We start from the raw sequence: 20,220 nt of genomic DNA on the forward strand, positions 1-20,220 counted from the left end.
TTGGCAGAAGCCGGATACGGGGCGGCGGGCGGGGCGACACCGTCCGGATCGGACGAAATCCCGCCCCGCGGGCGCGCGGTGGCGGTCGCGGGGTCAGGCCGGGTGCTCGGTGCGGGTCACCCGTGCGACGAGGTCCTGCCAGCCCGCCCGCAGCCGCGCCGGGGGCACCCCGCACTGTTCGGTGAGGTGGTGGACCAGGGCGGCGTCGAGGTACGCCATGAGCGTGTGGGAGAGGAGTTCGCTGTCCCCGTCCGGGACCGCCTGCCGCAGCAGCAGGGCGACGTGGCCGCGCAGGAAGCGGCGCGGGGCGGCGGTGTAGCGGCGTTCCGCGCTCGGCTCGGCGGCCAGTTGCAGTTCCAGTTCGTCGATGGAACGGCGCAGCATCGCGCAGCCGAAGGCGCGCAGCCGTTCGACGGGCGGCGCCCCCGGCCCCAGGGGCGGCGGGCCGCTGAGGAGCGCGGCCTGGAACTTCTTCTCGGAGTGGTCGAGGAGTGCCATGAGCAGGCCGGTGCGGTCACCGAAGCGGCGGAAGACTGTGCCCTTGCCCACCGAGGCAGCCGTGGCCACCGCCTCCATCGTGACGCCGGCGGCGCCGTGCTCGGCGACCAGCCGGGCGGCGGCCTCGAGCAGGCGGGCCCGGTTGCGCGCGGCGTCGGCGCGCAGGCAGGGCTCGTCCTCATCGGTGCCCGTGCGGAGCTGCAGCAACTCGGTCGGACCGTCGGTCTCCTGGGGCTTCGGGAAGGGGGGCAGGGCGGCGGACATGAACCCAGCCTAAAGCATCGGGAAGAAAACTGGACCGCGGTCCGTTTGAGGTGTTAGAAATTAAACGGACCTCGGTCCGGATTGATTACGGCAGTGTTTCAGCAGCGTCTGCCCCGCAGCGTCTGCTCCATCAGTGGGAGTACTCATGTCTGTCCGCATCCTTGCACTCGTCGGCAGCCTTCGCGCCGGTTCGCACAACCGCCAGCTCGCCGAGGCGGCCGCCAGGTTCGCGCCGGAGGGCGCCGAGGTGCAGCTCTTCGAGGGCCTGGCCGAGATCCCCTTCTACAACGAGGACATCGACGTCGAGGGCGGCGTACCGGCCGCCGCGGCGAAGCTGCGCGAGGCCGCCCAGGCATCCGACGCCTTCCTGCTCTTCTCGCCGGAGTACAACGGCACCATCCCGGCCGTCCTGAAGAACGCCATCGACTGGCTGTCCCGCCCCTTCGGCGCGGGTGCCTTCGCCGGCAAGCCCGTCGCCGTCGTCGGCACCGCCTTCGGCCAGTACGGCGGCGTGTGGGCGCAGGACGACACCCGCAAGGCCGTGGGTATCGCCGGCGGCAAGGTGATCGAGGACCTCAAGCTGTCCATCCCCGGTTCGGTGACCCGCTTCGCCGAGACCCACCCTGCGGACGACGCCGAGGTCGCCGCCCAGTTGACCGAGGTCGTCGCCCGGCTGCACGGCCACGCCGACGAGGCCGTCGCCGCCTGACCCCGCCCCGCACGTGTACGGGACCGGAGCTCACCCGAGCTCCGGTCCCGGCGTGCGTACCGGCACACGCCGGGGACGCGCGTCCCGGCTTGTGCACCGACGCGCGTCCCGGCGAGTGTCCACCACGTCAGGCCACCGTCGTCGCGGCCGGGACACGCGGTTCCTCCAGGGCGGCCGCGACCGCCGGTCGCCGGTGACCGCCGCGCCGCGCGGCGGCCAGACGCGTGCCTTCCACGACCGGCTAACCCGGCTCACGGCCACCGGTTCCGGGGCACGCGTCGAGCGGGCGCGACCCTCGCACATGTGAGGTTCACACGGGCGCGGTCGTCTCCTTGACTGGTCACGCGAACCGAACGCGAGCGACCTCATGGGGGTACACATGCACCGCAGGAAGAACGTCGTCACGGCCGGACTGGCGGCCGTGGTCTCGGCCCTGGCCCTGACCGCCGCCGGCTTCGCGGTCCCGGCGCAGGCGGCCCCCGCGGGGCCGGCCGCGGCCGGCGTGGACTGCGACGGCTGGGTGCACAACAACAACCCGGACCACGGCATCGCCGGCTGCGCCAACCACACCGACCGCACCGTCACCTTCCGTGCCGAGGTGGTCTGCGGCTGGGCACCGGACGTCTCCGGCCAGTGGGTGACGCTGGCGCCCGGGCAGTACGGCGAGTCCTCGGGCGTCTGCGCGATCTACAGCTCGGGGGTCGGCGGCGTGGGCTGGACCATCCGGTAGGCCTTCGTCACGCCCCTCGCCCCGCCCCCTCCCGCTCCTGCCTCCTCGCGGCCCACAGGCTCGTCACCGTGGTGACCGCGAGGACGAGCACGATGAAGCCGAGCGAGAAGGGGATGCCGATCTCGGGGACGTGGACCCCGGACTCGTGCAGGGCGTGCAGCACCAGCTTGACGCCGATGAAGCCCAGGATGACCGACAGGCCGTACGAGAGGTGCACCAGCCTCCTCAGCAGACCGCCGATGAGGAAGTAGAGCTGGCGCAGGCCCATCAGGGCGAACGCGTTGGCCGTGAAGACGATGTACGGGTCCTGGGTCAGACCGTAGATGGCGGGGATGGAGTCCAGGGCGAACAGGACGTCGGTGGAGCCGATCGCGAGCATCACGACCAGCATCGGGGTCATCACCCGCTTGCCGTTCTCCTCGATCCACAGCTTGGTGCCGTGGTAGCGGTCGGCGACGCCGAAGCGGTGTTCGATCGACTTCAGCAGCTTGTTCTCCTCGTACTCTTCTTCGTGCCCTCCCTTGCGGGCGTCCTGGATGAGCTTCCAGGCGGTCCAGATCAGGAAGGCGCCGAAGAGGTAGAAGACCCAGGAGAAGGCGGAGATGATCGCCGCGCCGGCCGCGATGAACGCGGCGCGCAGCACCAGGGCCACGATGACACCGACCATCAGCACGCGCTGCTGGTACTGCGAGGGCACCGCGAACTTCCCCATGATCAGGACGAAGACGAAGAGGTTGTCGACGCTGAGCGACTTCTCGGTGATGTAGCCGGCGAAGAACTCTCCGGCGGGCGCGCCGCCGGCGACCACGAGCAGCCCCACTCCGAACAGACAGGCGAGGACCACCCACACGGCCGTCCAGATCCCGGCCTCCCGGATCGACACGTCGTGCGGTTTTCGGCCGATGAAGAAGTCGGCGGCGACGAGGACGCACAGGGCGGCGACGGTCAGCAGCCAGACCGTGAGTGAGATGTCCATTGGTGCTCCCGTGCAGGTGAGGGACCGGCAGCGACGCCGCTGCCGTTGATCCCTTCCACCAACGACAGGTGAACAACAGGTCATGTCCGGTCATGGGCGAACCCAAGAAACGGGTTTACGGCCACGGTGTTTCCCAGGAGCGGCCCAGGCAACCCGGCACCGTGCGCGGCCTGCGCACAGTGGCCGGCGGGCCGGCCGCATCCGACGTGACGGGAGCCCCGGATGACCACTGCCCCCTCTCATCCGCACCCCGCCCGGCCGGGCCCGCGCATCGGCGTGCTGGGTTCGTACGGCGGCTTCAACATCGGCGACGAGGCGATCCTGACCTGCGTCCTGAGCTGTCTGCGGGTCCGCCGGCCCGACGCGCGTCTGGTCGTCCTGAGCCGGAACGCGGAGCACACCCGCGCCCACCACCCCGACGCCGACGAGGTGGTTCCCTGGGAGGGGGTCAGCCGCAACCACGTGCTGGACGTGCTGCCCGGCCTGGACCTGCTGGTGCTGGGCGGCGGCGGCATCCTCTACGACGGCGAGGCACGGCGCTATCTGCGCCTGGTGCGCGCCGCGCAGACCCGTGGCGTGCCCACCTTCGCCTACGCCGTCGGCGCCGGGCCGCTGACGGACGCCGAGGACCGGGAGGCGGTGCGGACCGTGCTGCCCGACATGGACGACGTCGTGGTGCGGGACGAGGAGTCCCGGCTGGTGCTGGAGGAGGTCGGTCTGGAACGGGAGGTCTCGGTCACCGCCGACCCGGCCCTGCTGCTGGGGCCGGAACCGTTCACCGAGGCCATGATGCGCGACGAGGGCATTCCCTCCGGCGCCCGGCTGGTGGGGATGTCGGTGCGCGAGCCGGGCCGGGCCGCCGAGAAACTCGACGAGGGCGACTACCACGCGCTGCTCGCCGACGTCGCGGACTTCCTGGTGCGGCGGCTGGACGCGCACGTGGTGTTCCTGCCCATGGAGCGGCACGACGTACGGCACGCGCACGCCGTGCTGTCCCACATGACCGCGCCGGACAAGGGGCGGATCCTGCACGGCGACTACAGCCCCGGGCAGGTGCTCGGCTTCATGCGCCATCTGGACGTGGCCGTCGGCATGCGGCTGCACTTCGTGATCTTCGCGGCGCTCACCGGCGTGCCGGTGCTGCCGCTGCCCTACTCCGGCAAGGTCTTCGACTTCGCGCGCCGGCTGGGCGCCCCGGCCCTGGTCGGCGTGGCGCGGGAGCAGGCCGGGCTGCTGCTGGCCGAGGTGGACCGGCTGTGGGACGAGTACCCCCAGCGCCGGGAGGACTTCCGGTCGCGGATCCGGGAGCTGTCCGCGGCGGCCCGGGAGACCTGCGTGCGCTGCGGCTCGCTGCTGGACGCGATCGGCGAAACCGGCGAGACCGGCGTCGGGTCGCGGGCCCGGGCCGCGGGGCACGAACCGTACGCCGACGAGCCGCGCCCGCTGCACGCCTGACGCCCGAGCCCGAGGAGCCCCGAGGAGAGCGATGCCGATCCTGGAAGAGCCCCGCGAACCGCGCACGGTCACCCTGCCGCCGCGGCCGGCCCGGCACGGAGGCCGGTGCGACGTCCTGGTGGTGGGCGGCGGTCCGGCCGGGTTCGCCGCCGCGGTCGGCGCCGCCGACGCCGGGGCGGACGTCGTGCTGGTGGAGCGGTACGGGTTCCTCGGCGGCAACGCGACCGTGGCGCTGGTGATGCCGCTGATGTCCTTCCACAACGAGCACAAGCAGGCCGCGTTCACCGAGTCCGGGGACACCTCGCGGCTGCTGCCCACCGACCACGGCGAGGGCGAACCGGTGGTCGCGGGCGTGCTGTGGCAGCTCCTCGACCGGCTCATGGGGCGCGGGGGCTGCCTGCCGCCCTCTCCGAAGACCGGGTACACGGTCCCCTTCGACCCGGAGCTCTTCAAGCTCTCCCTGCTCGAGATGATGGACGAGTCCGGGGTGCGGATGCTGTTCCACTCCTTCGCCTCCGGCGCGCTGCCCCTCGACGACGGCTCCGGCTGGCGGGTGGTGTTCGAGACCAAGTCGGGGCCCGTGGTGGTCGACGCCGGGGTGGTCGTGGACGGGACGGGCGACGGTGACGTGGCGACGTCCTGCGGGGCGCCGTACGAGATCGGCCGGCCCGAGGACGGGCTGGTGCAGCCCATGACCCTGATGTTCCGTGTGGCGGACTTCGCACGGCCGGACTTCGCCGCCTACGCGCGCGAGCACCCCGACCAGTGGCGTGGCGTGCACGGCCTGTGGGACCTGATCGAGGAGGCCCGGGCCAACGGCGAACTACGGCTGCCACGCGAGGACATCCTCTTCTTCGCGACCCCGCACCCGCGCGAGATCGCCGTCAACAGCACCCGGGTCAACCGGGTGCTCGGCACCAGCGTGTGGGACCTGACCCGCGCCGAGTACACGGCCCGGCGCCAGCTCTCCCAGATCGACCGCTTCCTGCGCACCCGCGTACCCGGTTTCGAGGAGGCGTACGTGGTGCAGAGCGGCACGCACATCGGCGTGCGGGAGAGCCGGCGCGTGCTCGGCGACTACCAGTTGACCGGCCACGACATCCTGGCCGCGCGCACCTTCCCGGACGTGGTCGCGCACGGCGCCTATCCGGTCGACATCCACAACCCGCGTGGCTCCGGCACCATCCTGAAGCGGGTGCCGCAGGGCAGCTTCTACGACATCCCGCTGCGCTGTCTGATCCCCCGGGACACCGAACGGCTGCTGGTGGCCGGGCGCTGCATCTCCGGGACGCACGTGGCGCACTCCTCGTACCGGGTCATGCCCATCGCCATGGCCACCGGACAGGCGGCCGGGGTGTGCGCGGCGCTGACCGTGCGGCACGGGCGCGGCCCGCGCGGTCTGCCCTACCGGATGGTCCAGCACGAGTTGCTGCGGCAGGGGGCCCGGCTGCGCACGTAGCGCCCGGCGTCCCGGGGAGTCAGCTCGCCCAGTCCAGCAGGCGGTCCCGGGTCTCGGGGGCGCGGAGGTGGTCGAGGGAGGCCTTCTCGAGCTGGCGGACGCGTTCCCGGGTCAGGCCCACGTGCTGGGCCACCTGGTGCAGGGTGCGCGGTCGGCCGTCGTGCAGGCCGTAGCGCAGGCTGAGGATCAGGGCCTCGCGGGGCGCGAGGGTGCCGACGGCCTCCCGCAGCTCCGCCGCGAGCGCCTGGAACTCGGCGACCTCGGGGGCCTGGAGCACCTCGCTGTCGGGGATGAGGTCACCGACGACGGTCTCGCCGGTCTCGTCGACCGGGGTGTCCAGGCTGACGGCGTCCCGACCGACGCGGCGCAGCCAGACGACCTTGTCCCCGTCGATGCCGCTCTCGGCGGCCACCTCCTCGGCGGTCGGCTCGCGGTCGAGGCTTCCCCGGAGCCGCCGTTCGACCTTGGCGAGCTTCTGCAACTGCTCCACGACGTGCACCGGCAGCCGTACCGTGCGCGCGTGGGTGGCCAGGCCCCGCTCGATGGCCTGGCGGATCCACCAGGTGGCGTACGTGGAGAACTTGAAGCCCTTGGTGTGGTCGAACTTCTCGACGGCCCGGATCAGTCCGAGGTTGCCCTCCTGGATGACGTCCAGGAGGGGCAGCCCGCGGTGGGCGTGGCGCTTGGCCATCGACACCACGAGCCGCAGATTGGCCCGCACCATGTGGTCCTTGGCGGCCTGGCCGTCGTGGACGGTCTCCTCCAGCGCGCGGCGCCGTCCGGGCGTCGGGGCGGGCTCGCCGGTGTCCGCCTGCTCCAGTTCCTCCATGGCCAGGACACCGGCCTCGATGCGCCGGGCCAGGCGCACCTCGTCCTCGGCGGTCAGCAGCGGGGTGGCGCCGATCTGGGTGAGGTACTGGCCGAGCAGGTCCGGCTCCTCGTCGGGTTCGGGGATCCGGCTGCGCAGCCGCGCGGTGCGGGCGGGGGCCCGGCGGTCCTCCCCGGGGCCCGCCGCGGGGGTCGGGGTTCGTGCCAGGGGGGCCATGTCGTTCTCCTCCGTCGTCTTCTGGAGGTCCGGGTCAGTGCGGGCCGGGGGTGTCCCGTTCCCGCCGCAGCCGGCCGGTCACGACCATCAGGTCCGCCGCGGCCAGCAGGACGAACGCCGCGCACACGGCGGCGAGGGCCACCAGGGTGCCGCGTGCGGGGCTGTCGCCGGGGCCGGTGTCGGCGGCCCACACGCCGAAGAACGCGGCCCCCGCGACGAAGAGCGGCAGGAAGACGGCCGACAGCAGCAGTCGCAGCCGCAGCGGACTCTGCGCGGTGACCGGTTCGGTGCCGGTGCGCGGGAAGCGGCGGCCGATCGCGCCGGACCGCGCGCGAGGGGCGTCCTCCCTGGTCCCGGCGGGGCGGCGTCGGTCGCTCATGCCGTTCCTCCCTGATGGTCGGGGCGCCGTCGGTGGTCGCGGGCGTCGGCGGTCGGGGCCGTCGGTACTCGGGCGCGTCAGTGGTCGGGGGCCTCGGTGGTCGAGGGCCAGTGGTCGGGTTCGGACTTGCTGATGTCCGCCAGGGCGGAGTCCGGGTCGTCGGCGGCCGCGAGGTCGCCGAGGGTGACCACGCCGACCGGAACGCCGCCGTGCTCGACGACCGGGAGCCGGCGGACCGCGTGACGTCGCATCAGCTCGGCCGCGCGCTCGGTACTGTCATCGGGTTCGAGGGTGACGACGGGCGGGGGCGTGCAGACCGAGCCGACCGTGGTGTCGTCGGGGTCGCGGCCGTCGGCGACGCTCCGCAGCACGATGTCGCGGTCGGTGAGCAGGCCGAACAGGTCGCAGTCGTAGGTCACCAGGACGTCGCCGACGTCCTCCTCGCGCATCAGCCGGGCCGCCCGCGCCACCGTGGTCATGGGCTCGACGGCCACCGCGGCGGGTGACATCACCTCTCGGATACGCCGTGTCATGGTCGCGCCTCCCGGGGTGCCGGTGCTCAGTCGTGTGCGGGCCGCGTAGCCCGCACCCGGGCCGCTGAAACCGCTGCCCGGCTCAGCCGAGGTCGATCAGGGCCAGGCCGATGTCGGGGCGGTGGGTCTTGGCCAGTTCGGCCGGACTGTCCCGGACGACGACCTCCAGCGTCGGCCAGACCCGGCCGGACAGCAGGTGGCCCCCGCGGGTGGAGCCGTCGGACAGGCCCAGTACGGCGTGCAGGTGCGGGGTCGGCCCGTCGTCGGCGACGGCGATGTCCCCGATCAGGGAGAGCACCTCGCACTGCTCCCCCACCGGGATGTGCCGGTAGTCCTTGGCCTGCCGGTCGAACCAGCCGACGACCGCCTCCGAGAAGGCGCCCACCGCGGTCACCTGGGACGCGCCGAGGGAGCGGTCACGGGCGAATGCGGTGAGTTCGGCGGCCGCGTCCTCACCAGGGTCGAGCACCACCACGTACACCGCGGACGGCCCGTCCTGCACCTGTTGCCACTTCATGCCCGCCGGGTACCCGGCGCCCGTCGGGGCAACCCGCCCGGCCGGCGCCCCGCCGCCCGGACAGCCCCGCCGCCAGGTCCGCCTCCAGCGCCCGGGCCGCCGCGTCGACCGTCGCGACCGGGGAGGAGAGGCCGCGCGGGTCGTGACACACCCCGGGCACCGACGCCGGCAGACCCACCGCCACGGCACTTCCGTCCTCGTCACGCACGGGGACGCCCCCGGGACCGGCCCTCCCCGGAGCGTTCCCGGTTCACCGCGGAGCCGATGCGGCCGACGCGCCCCGGCCCGGTCCGGCGCCCGGCGGGCGCCGGGCGGTCGGGCGGTCGGGCGGTCGGGCGGTCGGGCGGTCGGGCGGTCGGGCGGTCGGGCGGTCGGCGGGCCGGTCGCGGCAGCGCCCGGAGGCGTACCCGTCGTCCGGTTCCTCGTCGCTCGGCTCGGTGAGGAGCAGCAGGCCGGCCGTGGTGCGGTGGGCGGAAGCCCCTCTAATCCGGCCGGTCCCGGCCGGGGCCGAGTGCCCGGCGGATCGCGGCGAGCCAGTCGCCGACCGGCCCGAAGGTGAGCAGCCCGCTGCCCGCGCCCGCGATCTCACCGGAGGCGGGCAGCAGCCGTCCGTACGTCCGCTCCAGGGCCGTACGGTCGCCGAGTTCGAGGGCGAGCGCGGCCTCGGCGCAGCACAGGGCCTCGTACAGGAGGTCGGGCGGCGGCTCCGGGAGCGCCCTCAGCGCCGTCCGGGCCTCGGCGTGACGGCCGTCGGCGAGGAGCGCGAACGGTGCGGCCCAGGGGCGGTACGGTCCCCAGTCCGCGCCCGGGTCCACCTCCGCCACACGTCCGTGGGCCAGACGCAGGCCGAGCAGGGCGAGGGGCAGCAGTCCGCGTTCCAGGCCCGGCATGCCGGCACCGTCGAGCCGCGCGGCGGCGGACCGGTAGGCGGCCTCGGCACTGTCGTACGGGCTGCCGGTGGCGGCCCGGCGCAGGGCTCGGTACCACTCGGTGAAGACGGCCACGAGCGGCCGTTCGTGCCGTTCGGCCAGGCGGTCGACGGCGCTGGCGTGCTCGTCGGCGGCGGCGAAGTCGGCGAGTGCCGCGCGTGCCTGGAGCCGGATCAGGTGGCCGAGTACCGCGTGGTTGACGAGGCCGTGCCGGGCGGCGAGCTCTACGAGTTCGGCACCGGTCGCGTCGCGGCGCGGGGCCAGTCCGGCGGTGGTGCACGACTGCATGAAGACGCCGTTGAGGGCGAAGGCGAGCAGGGCGGGGTCGTCCAGGCGGCGGGCGATCCGCTCGGCCTCGTCCGCCGCCCGCGGTCCGCGCGCCGACCGGACGCCCCGGGACTCCAGGGCGACGGTGGCCAGCAGACGGCAGCGTGCCGCCTCGGCGTGGGTGTCGTCCGGCAGGGCGGCGAGGGTGCGTTCGGCCGCCGCGACGATGCGGCCGGCCCGTTCGGGGTCGTCGCTGCGGGTCCAGTTGGCGGGTACGTCGTAGGCGCCGATCACCCGGGCCGTCAGCTCCGCGTCGCCCGTCTCCTCCGCCGCCTCGACCGCCGTCATACGGTGCTCACGGGCGGCCTCCAGACCGCCGCCGCCGGTGACCGCGAGGGTGCGCAGCAGGCCCACGGCCGACTCCAGCCGGGCGTGGGCACCGGCGGCGACCGTGCGGTCGTACGCCTCGGTCGCGCGGGCCCACAGCCGGGCCGCCGCCTCCGCCGGTTCGTCCGACGGGTCCAGGTCCGCGTCCTGGGCGAGGATGCCGGCCTCCAGGCGGCGCAGCCGGGGCCCGGGGTCGATGCCCAGGTGTCCGGCGAGCAGGGCGCGGGCGCGGCGCAGCACGGCGAGGGCGTCCGCCTGGCGTCCGGTCCGGTACAGGGCCAGGGCGAGCAGCCGCCAGGCCTCCTCGCGCCAGGGGTGGTCGGTCAGGTGCGCGTCCAGGTCGGGGACCGCCTCGGCGGCCCGGCCCAGGTCCACGAGCAGTTCCGCGCGCCGTTCGACGGCACGCAGCCGCAGTTCGGTGAGCCGGGAGCGCTCGCCGCGGACCCACTCCTGCCCGCCGAACTCGGCGTAGGCGGGGCCCCGCCACTGCGCCAGAGCCGTCCGGAGCCGGTCCGGAGCCCGCGTGGCCGGCAGCCGGCCGGCCTCCGCGACGGCCGCCTCGAAACGCCACGCGTCCACGGCGTCCGGCGCCGCGCGCAGGGCGTACCCGGGCCCCTCGGTGACCAGCAGCCGGGCCGGGGCCCGCGGCGGGCGGTCGGGTTCCAGGGCGCGGCGCAGATCCCCCACGAAGGTGCGCACCGCGCCCACGGCCCGCGGCGGCGGTGCGTCCTCCCACAGGTCCTCGACCAGGCGGGCCAGCGGGACGACCCGCCGCCGGGCCAGAAGAAGGCGGGCCAGCACGGCGCGGTGCCGGGGGCCCTTGAGAGCGAGCACGTCGCCGGCGCGTTCGGCCGTGACCGGCCCGAGCACACCGAACGTGACCGCTTCCATGTTCCGTCCGCTCCGATCCGCCACCGCCCGTGCGCTCACCACGGTACGCGTGCTGATCCGTTGCTGATCCGGGCCCGGCAGGCTCGAAGGCGTCATCAGCGTGCTGCACGCGGACCCGACGTGAGCGGGCCCTGGGGGGCAGCCCTGATGCCAGCAGTCCCGCCATCAGCGGTTCCGGCATGGGCGGAGCTGATGTGAGCAGCCCCGACATGAGCGGACCTGAGGTGAGCAGACCCGACATGAGCGGACCTGAGGTGAGCAGACCCGACATGAGCAGAAAGGCACATACCAGCATGGAACCGACCATCCCGGGCTTCGACCACGACCGCGTCACGGTCGCCGACGGTGTCGCCCTGAACGTGGCCGTCGGCGGCTCCGGCAGCCCGATCGTGCTGCTGCACGGCTTCCCGCAGACCCATCTGATGTGGCGGCACGTCGCCGCCGACCTCGCGGCCGACCACACCGTCGTCTGCCCCGACCTGCGCGGTTACGGCGCCAGCGACAAGCCGGCCGACCCGGACGGCACCGCCTACGCCAAGCGGACCATGGCCGCCGACGTCGTCGCCCTCGCCCGCGCGCTCGGCCACGAGCGTTTCGCGCTGGCCGGGCACGACCGGGGCGCCCTCGTCGCGGTGCGGGCCGGGCTCGACCACCCGGACGCGGTGACGCACCTGGCCGCGCTGGACGTGCTGCCGACCCTCGACATGTGGGACGTCCTGCGCGGCACCACGGCGGCGGTCGGCTTCCACCTCTACCTGATGGCGCAGCCTCCCGGACTGCCGGAGCAGTTGATCGGCGCCGCGCCGGACGCCTTCTTCGGTCACTTCCTCGACATCTGGACACGCAACCCGGACGCCCTGCCCGCCGACGTACGCGCCGCCTACCTCGAGGCGTCCCGCGAGGCGGTGCCGTCCATCGTGGCCGACTACCGTGCCTCGGCCGGCATCGACGTCGCCCACGACCGGGCAGACCGCGACAACGGCAACCGGCTGCGGATGCCCGTGACCGTCCTCCAGCAGGACTGGGGTGCCGCCCTCGGCTACGACGCCGCCGCGCTGTGGCGGGCGTGGGCCCCGGACTTGCGGCACGAAACCGTCGACTGCGGCCACTTCATGGCGGAGGAGGCGCCCGGCGAGGTCGCCGGGTCGCTGCGGAAGCTGCTGACCCGGTAGGCCACGGGCGGGCCGGGTGTCGGCGGTCCGGCGTACAACGGCCGGTTGTACGTGCTGTCCGACCGGTTGTTTGATCGCGACGACGGCCACTCGCTTTGATGGCGGCGTGACGGAGTCGGGCGTGGGGGGCAGCGGGTCGCTGGGGCGGCGGTTCGGGTGGCTGTGGGCCGCCTATTCCGTCAGCACGTTCGGCACGAGGCTCGCGTTCGACGCGTTCGCGCTGATCGCGGTCGTGGTGCTGGACGCCGGAACGGCGCAGGTGGCGGCGCTCGCGGCGACCGGTCTCGCGGTGGGCGCGCTGGTGGCGGTGCCGCTGGGGCCCTGGGTGGAGTTCCGGCGCAAGCGGCCGGTCATGGTCGCGATGGACCTGATCCGGTGCGCGGTGCTGTTGACCGTGCCGTTCGCGTTCGCGTTCGGCCGGCTCGGCTTCGCCCAGTTGCTGGTGGTGTCGGTCGTCGTCGCCGCGGCCGACATCGCGTTCAGGGCGGCCGCCGGTTCCTGTCTCAAGGCACTGGTACGGCCACCGGACCTGCTGGCCGCGAACAGCCGGTTCGAGGCGACGACCTGGACCGCGACGATGCTCGGGCCTCCGCTCGGCGGGGCCGCGATCGGGATCTTCGGACCGGTGGTGACGGTGGCGGTCGACGCGGTCAGCTACCTGTTGTCGGCCCTGGGGATCCGCGCGATCGGCGGCGGGGAGCCGCCCCCGCGACGTGCCGACGCGCCCCGGCCGCGGGCCGGTGACCTGCTGGACGACTGGCGGTACGTGCTGGCCTCGCCGGGTCTGCGCCCGCTGTTCCTCAACACGGTCCTGGTCAACGGTCTGATCATGGCGACCACACCGCTGCTGGCCGTCCTCATGCTGGGCGATCTGGGCTTCGCGCCGTGGCAGTACGGGCTCGCCTTCGCGGTGCCGTGCGCGGGCGGACTGATCGGCTCCCGGCTGGCCGGCCCGCTCGTGGCGCGCTTCGGGCAGCACCGGGTGCTGGTCGCCAGCGGGGTACTGCGCGTGTGCTGGCCCGTCGGGCTGGCCTTCGTCGGCCCCGGAACCCCGGGACTGGTCCTGGTGATGGTCGTCGAGTTCGGGCTGATCACGTCCGTGGGCGTGTTCAACCCGGTGTACGCCACCCGCCGGCTGGACCTGACCCCGGCGGACAGGGTCGCGCGCACCCTGACCGCCTGGACGGTCAGCGGGAAGCTGGCGACCGCGGGCCTGACCGCGGTGTGGGGTCTGCTGGCGGGCCTGACCGGACCGCGTACGGCCGTCGCGCTCGCGGGCGTGCTGATGCTCGCGACACCGCTGCTCCTGCCACGGCGGGACCGCGACTTGGGCCGGCCCTTGGTGGGGCCCGCCGGTGACCGGTGAAGTGCCACCAGTCGTCGTCGTTCCGCAGGCCGCTCGACCGGTGCCCGCCGCCCTCCCGGCCCGTCGCCGCTCAGGTCGCCGGCGGCGGTGACACCGGCCACGGCGTTCCGGTCGCCGGTGCCGATCGGACCGGGTCGTCCGAAGTCGCCACCGCCGACACCCTGAGGGCCACAGCCTGCCCCGGCCGGCGGGGCACGCCCGCTCCCCGCGCGGGGCAGGCTGCCCGCTACCGCGGTGGCGTGCCCCGGCCGAGGGCGGGGAACTCCCGGCGGGCCTCGGCGAACAGGGCCGGGTAGTCGGTGCCGTGGGTGACCGCGGCGGCGAAGAGGGCGCCGAGCGCGGCACGCAGCGGGTCGGGTTCGGCCGCGGCGCGCAGCGCGGGCATGGCCATGGCCTGTCGCAGCGGGTTGCCGCGGCATCCGTCGCCCGTGTCCGTCGCGGTACGGGTGATCCGGTCGTCGGTGAAGAAGCGCTCCCAGGCTCGCCGGGGGTCGTCGAAGGGGGCCGGCAGGGCCTCCCCGCGGTCCAGCGCCGCGAGCGCGGGCGTGATCCAGTCGACGTCGTCCAGACCCGCCGCGGTGAAGGCCCGGTGGGCCGCCCACCGGGCGAGGCTCCGCTGCGTCGCCGGACACACCCCGTCGACGGCGTCGAGCAGGTCCCGGTCCAGTGGGACGAGCCCGCGCGCGTCGCCGCCGACCTCCCGTACACGCCGGCTGGGCAGCCGGCCGCCCCAGGACAGGGTCTCCGCGCGGTCCTGCGCGGTCCCTTCCCCGCGAGGGGGCGGCGGCAGACTGCGCGCGTACCGGTGCCGGCCCTCGGCGCTGCGTGAGGTCTGCCGCACGACCCGGTCGGCGGCGGGCGGGGCGGGCCAGAACTGCAGCAGGTAGTAACCCACCGGCCCGGCGTCGTCGGCCCCGGTGGACTCGGTCGCGCCGCCCCGGTCCATGTCCCGTCCGCAGTAGCGCACCCGGTGGTCGGCGGGCGGCAGGTCCATCTCGCACAACGCCCGCCGGCCGCAGGGCAGGACGGCCGTCGAGGGGGAGACGGGCCGGAAGGACGCCTCCACCACGTCCTCCCAGCCGTCGTCGAGCGGCGGGGCGGCCCCGTGCAGCTCGACGGTCAGCCCGACCCTGCCGGTGCGCAGACCGGTGCCCAGAAAGAGGCAGCCGGGGACGGCCGCACCGCACAGACCGTTGAGCTGTCCGGCGCAGGCCTCCGACGGCACCGGTCCGCGCGGGTTTTGACGGCTGTCCACATGGAACCTCCCGTGGACGACCGGCAGTTCACCGCTGTACACCCTCCGCATGACCGCCCCCTGATCGCGTCCGACTCCCTGAGGCCACCAGTATGCGGAGGGGGTGTGACAACAGGCAGGAGAAGGCGGGCGGCGGGTGTGCGGACGCGGGTCAGCGGGCCCCGGGAACGTCCTCGGTGACGCCGTTCAGCGGCGAGGACGGGTCACTGCCGTAGGGCCGGGTGAAGGCCTCCATGCCGTGCCCGGACGGATCGGAGAAGTAGACACCCCGGCCGCCGTCGTTGCGGTTGATCCGGCGCGGATACCGGCCGTGCGGATCGGCCTGAATGGGTACGCCGTCCGCCACGAGCCGGGCGAGGACCGCGTCGAACTCGTCCTCGGAGACGAGGAACGCGTAGTGCTGCACGGGGATGTCGATGTCGACGGTGGCGAAATCGAGGGTGACGCCGTTGGCGGTCGTCACGGGCAGGAACATCCCGGCCGGTTCGCCGACCTGAAGCCCCAGGATCCCGGCGAGGAAGTGAGCGGACTTCTCCCGGTCGCGGGAGAGAACGATGGTGTGGTTGAACTCGACTGACACGGGTCAATGCCTCCACGGGCATCTCCGCGGCGCCTCCATGCCTCACCCGGACGGTGACCGGCACGCGATGCCGCGCCGTGGATCTTAGACGAGGCCGTCGCGGGGTGTCGAGACCCCGCGGCCGCCGGAGCCGGCGCACCGACCGGTACGGGACCTCGCCGTCGGCGGACCGGCCGGTGCGTTCGCGGCGGACCGGCCCGGGGGGCGTGCCTCGCCGGCCGGCGCTCAGGGGGACGCCTGGTCGCTGTCCTTCATCGCGCCCCAGCCGTGCCAGCGCTCCACCTCGATCCAGGCGCTGACCCGGGGACGGACCCGGTCCGGGTACGGGTTGCCCGTGTAGTGCCTGGAGAGGCGGTCGATGCCGGTGAGGTCCTCGTCGTCGCGGGTCTCGGTGACGCGGCCGATGAGGGTGACGTGCGTGTACCAGTCGTCGCCCGCGAGGACGGTGAGGGTCACGCGCGGATCCCGGCGCAGGTGCCCGAGGCGTACCCGGCCCTCGTCGAGGTTGATGAGGACCCGGCCGTCGTCCTCCCACAGGTACCAGGTGGGCGCGGAGACGGGAGCGCCGTCCGAACGGAGGGTGGCCATGACGCACGGGTTGGGACGGCGCAGCAGGTCGACGGCCTCGGGCGGCAGCGGCGGCTTGGACATGAGAACTCCTCGGGTCTTGACGTGGCTTGGTGTCGCTTGGTGTGTCTCGGTGTGTGCCGAGGCTGTGTCGGCGTTCCGGTCGTTACGTCCACCCGGTACCCCGGGAGCGTTCAGTCGGACGGCTTCTCGTCGAAACTGGCGAAGTACGCCGCCGCCATGTCCTCGTCGCCGTGCCCCTGCGCGGCGGCGCGCGCCAGGCGTTCCGCGCCGGCGGCGGCCACGTCCAGGCGGACGCCGTTCGCCTCGCCGGCCTCGACGATCAGCCGGGCGTCCTTCGCGGCGGTGGTGACCGCGAACTGCGCGGGCGTCAGCGCGCCGTCACGGATCATCCGGGCCTTGGCGCGCAGGTAGCCCATGTCGAGCGGGCCGCCGGCGATGGCGTCGAAGAAGCCGTCCGGGTCCACGCCCAGTGCCCTGGCCAGCGCCAGGACCTCGCCCGCCGCGTTGGTGGCGGCGAGGACCCAACTGTTGGCCACCAGCTTCAGCCGGGTGGCGCTGCCGGCGGCGCCGTCCTCGCCGGTCCACACCGTGCGGGAGCCGACGGCGTCCAGGACGGGTGCCACCGCGTCCCGTGCGTCGGCCGGGCCGGCGGCCAGGACCAGCAGTTGGCCGTCCTCGGCGGGTTGCCGGGTGCCGAGGACGGGTGCGTCGAAGAAGACGAGGCCGTGTTCGTGGGCGAAGGCGGCCAGGTCGGCGACCGCGTCGACGCCGGCGGTGGTCGACTGGATCCACGCGGCACCGGGGCGCAGGCCGGGGACGGCCTGCCGCATGACGTCGAGCGCGGCCGGGCCGTCGTACAGCATGGTGAGGACGGCGTCGGCGCCCCGTACCGCCTCCTCGGGGCTGCCCGCGACGCGTACGCCGTCGGCGGCCAGCGGCTCGGCCTTGCCCCGGCTGCGGTTCCAGGCGCGGACGGTGTGCCCGGCGCGGACGAGGTTGCGGGCCATGGCGGCACCCATGATGCCGGTTCCCAGGACGCTCACGGTGAGCTGGTCGGTCATGACGTCGGCTTTCTGTGCTCGTACGGGACGGTGGCCGGGGCTCCGGGCGCGGGGCCCGGTGATCAGCCTGCCATCCGGTGGCGGGCGGCGCCGTTCGGTCCGGCCGGCCAGGTCCGGTTGCCGTCCACGAAGACGGCACCTCGTGCCGCCGACGACCCGTGGAGGGCCGCGCGTGCGCGTCCCGTACGGTACGGCCGTGAGCGCCTTTCCCGAAGACACCGAAGACACCGAAGACACCCACGACACCGTCCCCGGCCGCTTCGGCCCCGCCGCCACCACCGAGGCCGACGCCCGGACCGTGGGCCGGGTGCGTACCGAGTACTCCCCCGCGCACGACGGGGACCCGGATCCCGGCGAGATCGTGTGGACGTGGGTGCCCTACGAGGAGAACGACGGCCGCGGCAAGGACCGGCCCGTGCTCGTGGTCGCCCGGGAGGCCGCCGGCACGCTGCTGGCCGTTCAGTTGTCCAGCAAGCGCCATGACGGGGACCGGGAGTGGGTGCCCATCGGGGGCGGGCCCTGGGACCGGTCCGGGCGGGACTCCTGGGTCGCCGTGGACCGGGTGCTGCGGCTGCACGACGCCGGTATGCGCCGCGAGGCGTGCGCCCTGGACCGGCCGCGCTTCGACCTCGTACGGCAGCGGCTGCGGGAGCGTTACGGCTGGAGCTGACGCCTCCCTCCCCCGCGCCTCCCTTCCCCGCGCCTTCCTCCCCCGGCCCTTCACCGGCCCGCGGAACGCCTGCTACCGGGCGCCCTTCGGGAAGGCGTGCGCGAACGCCTCCCGCACCGTGCCGCCCGGCGTGCGGTCCAGGATGCCGAACGTCACCCGCTCGAAGGCTTCCGAGAACCGTCCGCCGGGCCCGAGCAGCCCCCGGAACGCGCCCGCGACCTGGGCGGGGTCGTTGCGGAACACCCCGCAGCCCCAGGCGCCGAGCACCAGCCGCCGGTACCCGTGGGCCGCGGCCGTCTCCAGCACCCGTTCGGCGCGTGCGGCCAGGGCGGCGGGCACGTCGGCGGCCCGCCGCGGGACCGTACGCAGCACCACGCCCGCGTTCGGCGCGGCGGAGGTGAGGAAGCCGGCGGTGTACGGCTCGTCCAGCAGGCGGCCGCGGTCGTCGCGGAAGACGGGCACGGCGGGCGAGTGGATGACGCGGTCCGTGTAGAACGGGTCGCGGTGGGCGCGATGGTGGTCGTAGAACTCGCGCGCCCGCAGCAGGCAGGTGTACAGCGCGGAGGTCCGGCACAGGGCCTCCTCCTGGGCCTGGGCGCCGTTGAGGTAGCCGCCGCCCGGATTGCGGGCCGAGGCGAAGTTCAGCACGGCGACCTGGCCGCCGAGGCGGCGTGCGGCCTCCAGGCTGCTCTCGCCGGTGACCTCGAAGACCGTCCGCACCGCGGCGAAGGGGGCCGGTTCGACGGGAGCGGGTCCGTACATCCGGGTACCGTCCCGTGCCGCCTCGACGGCCGCGGCGATGGGCACCTCGCGCCCGCCGGACGCACGGTAGGACCCCGCCGTGACGATCTGTTCCGTCTGCTGTGCGATGCCCCGCAGGCGCGCGCTCACGGCGCCACCCCCGTGGACGCCGTGACCGCGCGCCGCGCGGCCTCCCCCGTCGTGCTCATGCACGAATCCTGGGTGATGCTGGTGATGCGGTGCAACGGAGTTTCCCGACCGGCGAACGACGGGGAATGCCCCCGGGAATGGACGGGTCGCGGAGATTACCGAGTGGGAACGTCCCGTAATGCACCCTTGTGCGGAGCGGCACGAGGGTCTTGGGTGGGACGAGTGTGCCGACCCGGCCCACCGCGAATGGGTCGGCGGCATGGATGGAATCTCAGGAGGATCCCGACATGTCCGATGCGGTAAGTGGCTGCACGCGGCCACGCACCACCGTCACCGAAGCCGAGGTCGAGGCGCTGGTCCACGGCATCTGCTTCAAGACCGGCCCGCCCAGGCGCCTCGGTGTCGAGGTGGAATGGCTCGTCCACGAGCTGCGCGCGCCGCGGCTCACCGTGTCACCCGAACGGCTCGAAGCGGTCTACGCCGCACTGCGGGCAGTGCCCCTGAGGTCGGCCCTGACCGTCGAGCCCGGCGGCCAGTTGGAGCTGAGTTCGCTCCCCGCCGCCTCCCTGATGGAATGCATCGGTTCCGTGTCCGCCGACCTCACCGCCGTCCGAGCGGTGCTGCGCGAGGACGGTCTCGCCCTCGTCGGCCTCGGCCACGACCCCTGGCACGTGCCCCGCCGCTTCCTGCGGCAGCCGCGCTACGACGCCATGGAGGCCTGCCTCGACCGCACCGGCCCCGCGGGCCGCTTCATGATGTGCGCCTCGGCCTCCGTGCAGGTGTGTCTGGACGCCGGGCACGAGGAGCCCGGCCCCCTCGGTCACGTACGCCGTTGGTGGCTCGCCCACCAGCTGGGAGCGGTGCTGCTGGCCGCGTTCGCCAACTCCCCGCTGGCCGGCGACCGGCCCACCGGCTGGCGGTCCACCCGGCAACTGCGGTGGACGCAGATCGGCACCGGCCGCGCGGGCGGCCCCCCGCTGGACGCCGACCCGCGCGGCGCCTGGACCCGGCACGTCCTGGACGCCCCGGTGATGTGCGTCCGCCACGACGGCGGGCCCTGGGACGTGCCCGAGGGCATGACCTTCCGGGAGTGGATCCGGAGCCGGACCCCGAGACCGCCGACCCGGGAGGATCTCGACTACCACCTCACCACGCTGTTCCCGCCGGTCAGACCACGCGGCCACCTGGAGCTGCGCATGATCGACGCGCAGCCCGGGGACGACGGCTGGACGGTTCCGCTCGCCGTGACGGCGGCGCTGTTCGAGGACCCGGAGGCCACCGAGACCGCCTACCGGGCCGTGAAGCCCCTCGCCGAGCGCACGCTGGGTCTGCCCGCCCCGCACAACCCGCTGTACCGGGACGCGGCCCGCGACGCCCTCACCGATCCGGAGCTGCGCGAGGCGGCCGTCACGTGCTTCACCGCGGCGCTCGCCGCCCTGCCCCGGCTCGGCGCCACCGCCGAGGTGGTGGACGCCGTCGCGGCACACCTGGAGCGCTACGTCCTCCGGGGCCGCTGCCCCGCCGACGACCTGCTGGACATGCCGGACGGCGCGAGCCGTGGCCCGCACGGGAGGGAGACCCGCCCATGACCGACC

General features: G+C 74.2%; 20 protein-coding genes. 8 read left to right on the forward strand and 12 right to left on the reverse strand.

Annotated features, from left to right (window positions below; all coding sequences use genetic code 11):
* Positions 1–93: 93 nt before the first annotated feature.
* Positions 94–762: a TetR/AcrR family transcriptional regulator gene (locus B1H29_RS03865; RefSeq protein ID WP_055421100.1), complete on the reverse strand. Its 669-nt coding sequence runs from the start codon at positions 760–762 to the stop codon at positions 94–96.
* Positions 763–907: 145 nt separating this feature from the next.
* Here B1H29_RS03865 and B1H29_RS03870 point away from each other — a divergent pair, with 145 nt between their 5' ends.
* Both B1H29_RS03870 and B1H29_RS03875 read left to right on the forward strand, forming a co-directional pair.
* Positions 908–1,471: an NAD(P)H-dependent oxidoreductase gene (locus tag B1H29_RS03870; protein WP_055421099.1), complete on the forward strand. Its 564-nt coding sequence runs from the start codon at positions 908–910 to the stop codon at positions 1,469–1,471.
* Between the two features lie 379 nt (positions 1,472–1,850).
* Positions 1,851–2,201, forward strand: coding sequence for a hypothetical protein (locus tag B1H29_RS03875; RefSeq protein WP_055421601.1), 351 nt, complete (start codon positions 1,851–1,853; stop codon positions 2,199–2,201).
* Positions 2,202–2,208: 7 nt separating this feature from the next.
* Here B1H29_RS03875 and B1H29_RS03880 read toward each other — a convergent pair whose 3' ends face one another.
* Entirely contained in the window at positions 2,209–3,177 is a 969-nt protein-coding gene (locus tag B1H29_RS03880) for a TerC family protein (protein ID WP_055421098.1), read from the reverse strand.
* A gap of 222 nt (positions 3,178–3,399) precedes the next feature.
* Between B1H29_RS03880 and B1H29_RS03885 the strand changes: the two genes are divergently transcribed.
* Positions 3,400–4,632 carry a polysaccharide pyruvyl transferase family protein gene (locus B1H29_RS03885; protein WP_055421097.1) on the forward strand — a complete coding sequence of 411 codons (1,233 nt, stop codon included), beginning with the start codon at positions 3,400–3,402 and terminating at the stop codon, positions 4,630–4,632.
* A 31-nt stretch (positions 4,633–4,663) separates the two neighbouring features.
* Positions 4,664–6,091 (forward strand): FAD-dependent oxidoreductase, encoded by a 1,428-nt coding sequence (locus B1H29_RS03890; protein WP_055421096.1) that lies wholly within the window; start codon positions 4,664–4,666, stop codon positions 6,089–6,091.
* Between the two features lie 19 nt (positions 6,092–6,110).
* Here B1H29_RS03890 and B1H29_RS03895 read toward each other — a convergent pair whose 3' ends face one another.
* From B1H29_RS03895 to B1H29_RS03915, 5 genes are all read right to left on the reverse strand, one after another.
* Entirely contained in the window at positions 6,111–7,136 is a 1,026-nt protein-coding gene (locus B1H29_RS03895) for a sigma-70 family RNA polymerase sigma factor (RefSeq protein ID WP_055421095.1), read from the reverse strand.
* A gap of 34 nt (positions 7,137–7,170) precedes the next feature.
* Positions 7,171–7,515, reverse strand: coding sequence for a DUF6343 family protein (locus tag B1H29_RS03900; protein WP_055421094.1), 345 nt, complete (start codon positions 7,513–7,515; stop codon positions 7,171–7,173).
* 77 nt (positions 7,516–7,592) lie between these two features.
* Entirely contained in the window at positions 7,593–8,048 is a 456-nt protein-coding gene (locus tag B1H29_RS03905; protein WP_055421093.1) for a CBS domain-containing protein, read from the reverse strand.
* An 82-nt stretch (positions 8,049–8,130) separates the two neighbouring features.
* The gene (locus B1H29_RS03910) at positions 8,131–8,565 is read right to left on the reverse strand and encodes a PPC domain-containing DNA-binding protein (RefSeq protein ID WP_055421092.1); all 435 of its coding nucleotides are present in this window, start codon (positions 8,563–8,565) and stop codon (positions 8,131–8,133) included.
* 482 nt (positions 8,566–9,047) lie between these two features.
* Complete coding sequence (locus B1H29_RS03915; RefSeq protein WP_079160002.1) at positions 9,048–11,039, reverse strand: AfsR/SARP family transcriptional regulator; 1,992 nt, start codon at positions 11,037–11,039, stop codon at positions 9,048–9,050.
* Between the two features lie 293 nt (positions 11,040–11,332).
* On the opposite strand from B1H29_RS03915, the gene B1H29_RS03920 reads away from it, so the two are divergent.
* Together B1H29_RS03920 and B1H29_RS03925 are read left to right on the forward strand one after the other, a co-directional pair.
* Positions 11,333–12,211, forward strand: coding sequence for an alpha/beta fold hydrolase (locus B1H29_RS03920; protein WP_055421091.1), 879 nt, complete (start codon positions 11,333–11,335; stop codon positions 12,209–12,211).
* Between the two features lie 106 nt (positions 12,212–12,317).
* Entirely contained in the window at positions 12,318–13,577 is a 1,260-nt protein-coding gene (locus tag B1H29_RS03925) for an MFS transporter (RefSeq protein WP_055421090.1), read from the forward strand.
* 226 nt (positions 13,578–13,803) lie between these two features.
* Here the strand turns inward: B1H29_RS03925 and B1H29_RS03930 are convergent, their stop codons facing one another.
* From B1H29_RS03930 to B1H29_RS03945, 4 genes are all read right to left on the reverse strand, one after another.
* Positions 13,804–14,883 carry a hypothetical protein gene (locus tag B1H29_RS03930; protein WP_055421089.1) on the reverse strand — a complete coding sequence of 360 codons (1,080 nt, stop codon included), beginning with the start codon at positions 14,881–14,883 and terminating at the stop codon, positions 13,804–13,806.
* 100 nt (positions 14,884–14,983) lie between these two features.
* Positions 14,984–15,412: a VOC family protein gene (locus tag B1H29_RS03935; protein WP_055421088.1), complete on the reverse strand. Its 429-nt coding sequence runs from the start codon at positions 15,410–15,412 to the stop codon at positions 14,984–14,986.
* 225 nt (positions 15,413–15,637) lie between these two features.
* Positions 15,638–16,063: a PPOX class F420-dependent oxidoreductase gene (locus tag B1H29_RS03940; protein WP_055421087.1), complete on the reverse strand. Its 426-nt coding sequence runs from the start codon at positions 16,061–16,063 to the stop codon at positions 15,638–15,640.
* 110 nt (positions 16,064–16,173) lie between these two features.
* Positions 16,174–17,064, reverse strand: a complete 891-nt coding sequence (locus B1H29_RS03945; protein ID WP_055421086.1) for an NAD(P)-dependent oxidoreductase — start codon at positions 17,062–17,064, stop codon at positions 16,174–16,176.
* A 196-nt stretch (positions 17,065–17,260) separates the two neighbouring features.
* Between B1H29_RS03945 and B1H29_RS03950 the strand changes: the two genes are divergently transcribed.
* Entirely contained in the window at positions 17,261–17,734 is a 474-nt protein-coding gene (locus tag B1H29_RS03950) for a type II toxin-antitoxin system PemK/MazF family toxin (protein WP_055421599.1), read from the forward strand.
* Positions 17,735–17,806: 72 nt separating this feature from the next.
* Here B1H29_RS03950 and B1H29_RS03955 read toward each other — a convergent pair whose 3' ends face one another.
* Positions 17,807–18,625: a TIGR02452 family protein gene (locus B1H29_RS03955; protein ID WP_055421085.1), complete on the reverse strand. Its 819-nt coding sequence runs from the start codon at positions 18,623–18,625 to the stop codon at positions 17,807–17,809.
* Between the two features lie 287 nt (positions 18,626–18,912).
* Between B1H29_RS03955 and egtA the strand changes: the two genes are divergently transcribed.
* Positions 18,913–20,214: an ergothioneine biosynthesis glutamate--cysteine ligase EgtA gene (gene egtA / locus B1H29_RS03960; RefSeq protein ID WP_055421084.1), complete on the forward strand. Its 1,302-nt coding sequence runs from the start codon at positions 18,913–18,915 to the stop codon at positions 20,212–20,214.
* The last annotated feature ends 6 nt before the right edge of the window (positions 20,215–20,220 follow it).

The organism is Streptomyces pactum, assembly GCF_002005225.1.
Classification (GTDB): domain Bacteria; phylum Actinomycetota; class Actinomycetes; order Streptomycetales; family Streptomycetaceae; genus Streptomyces; species Streptomyces pactum_A.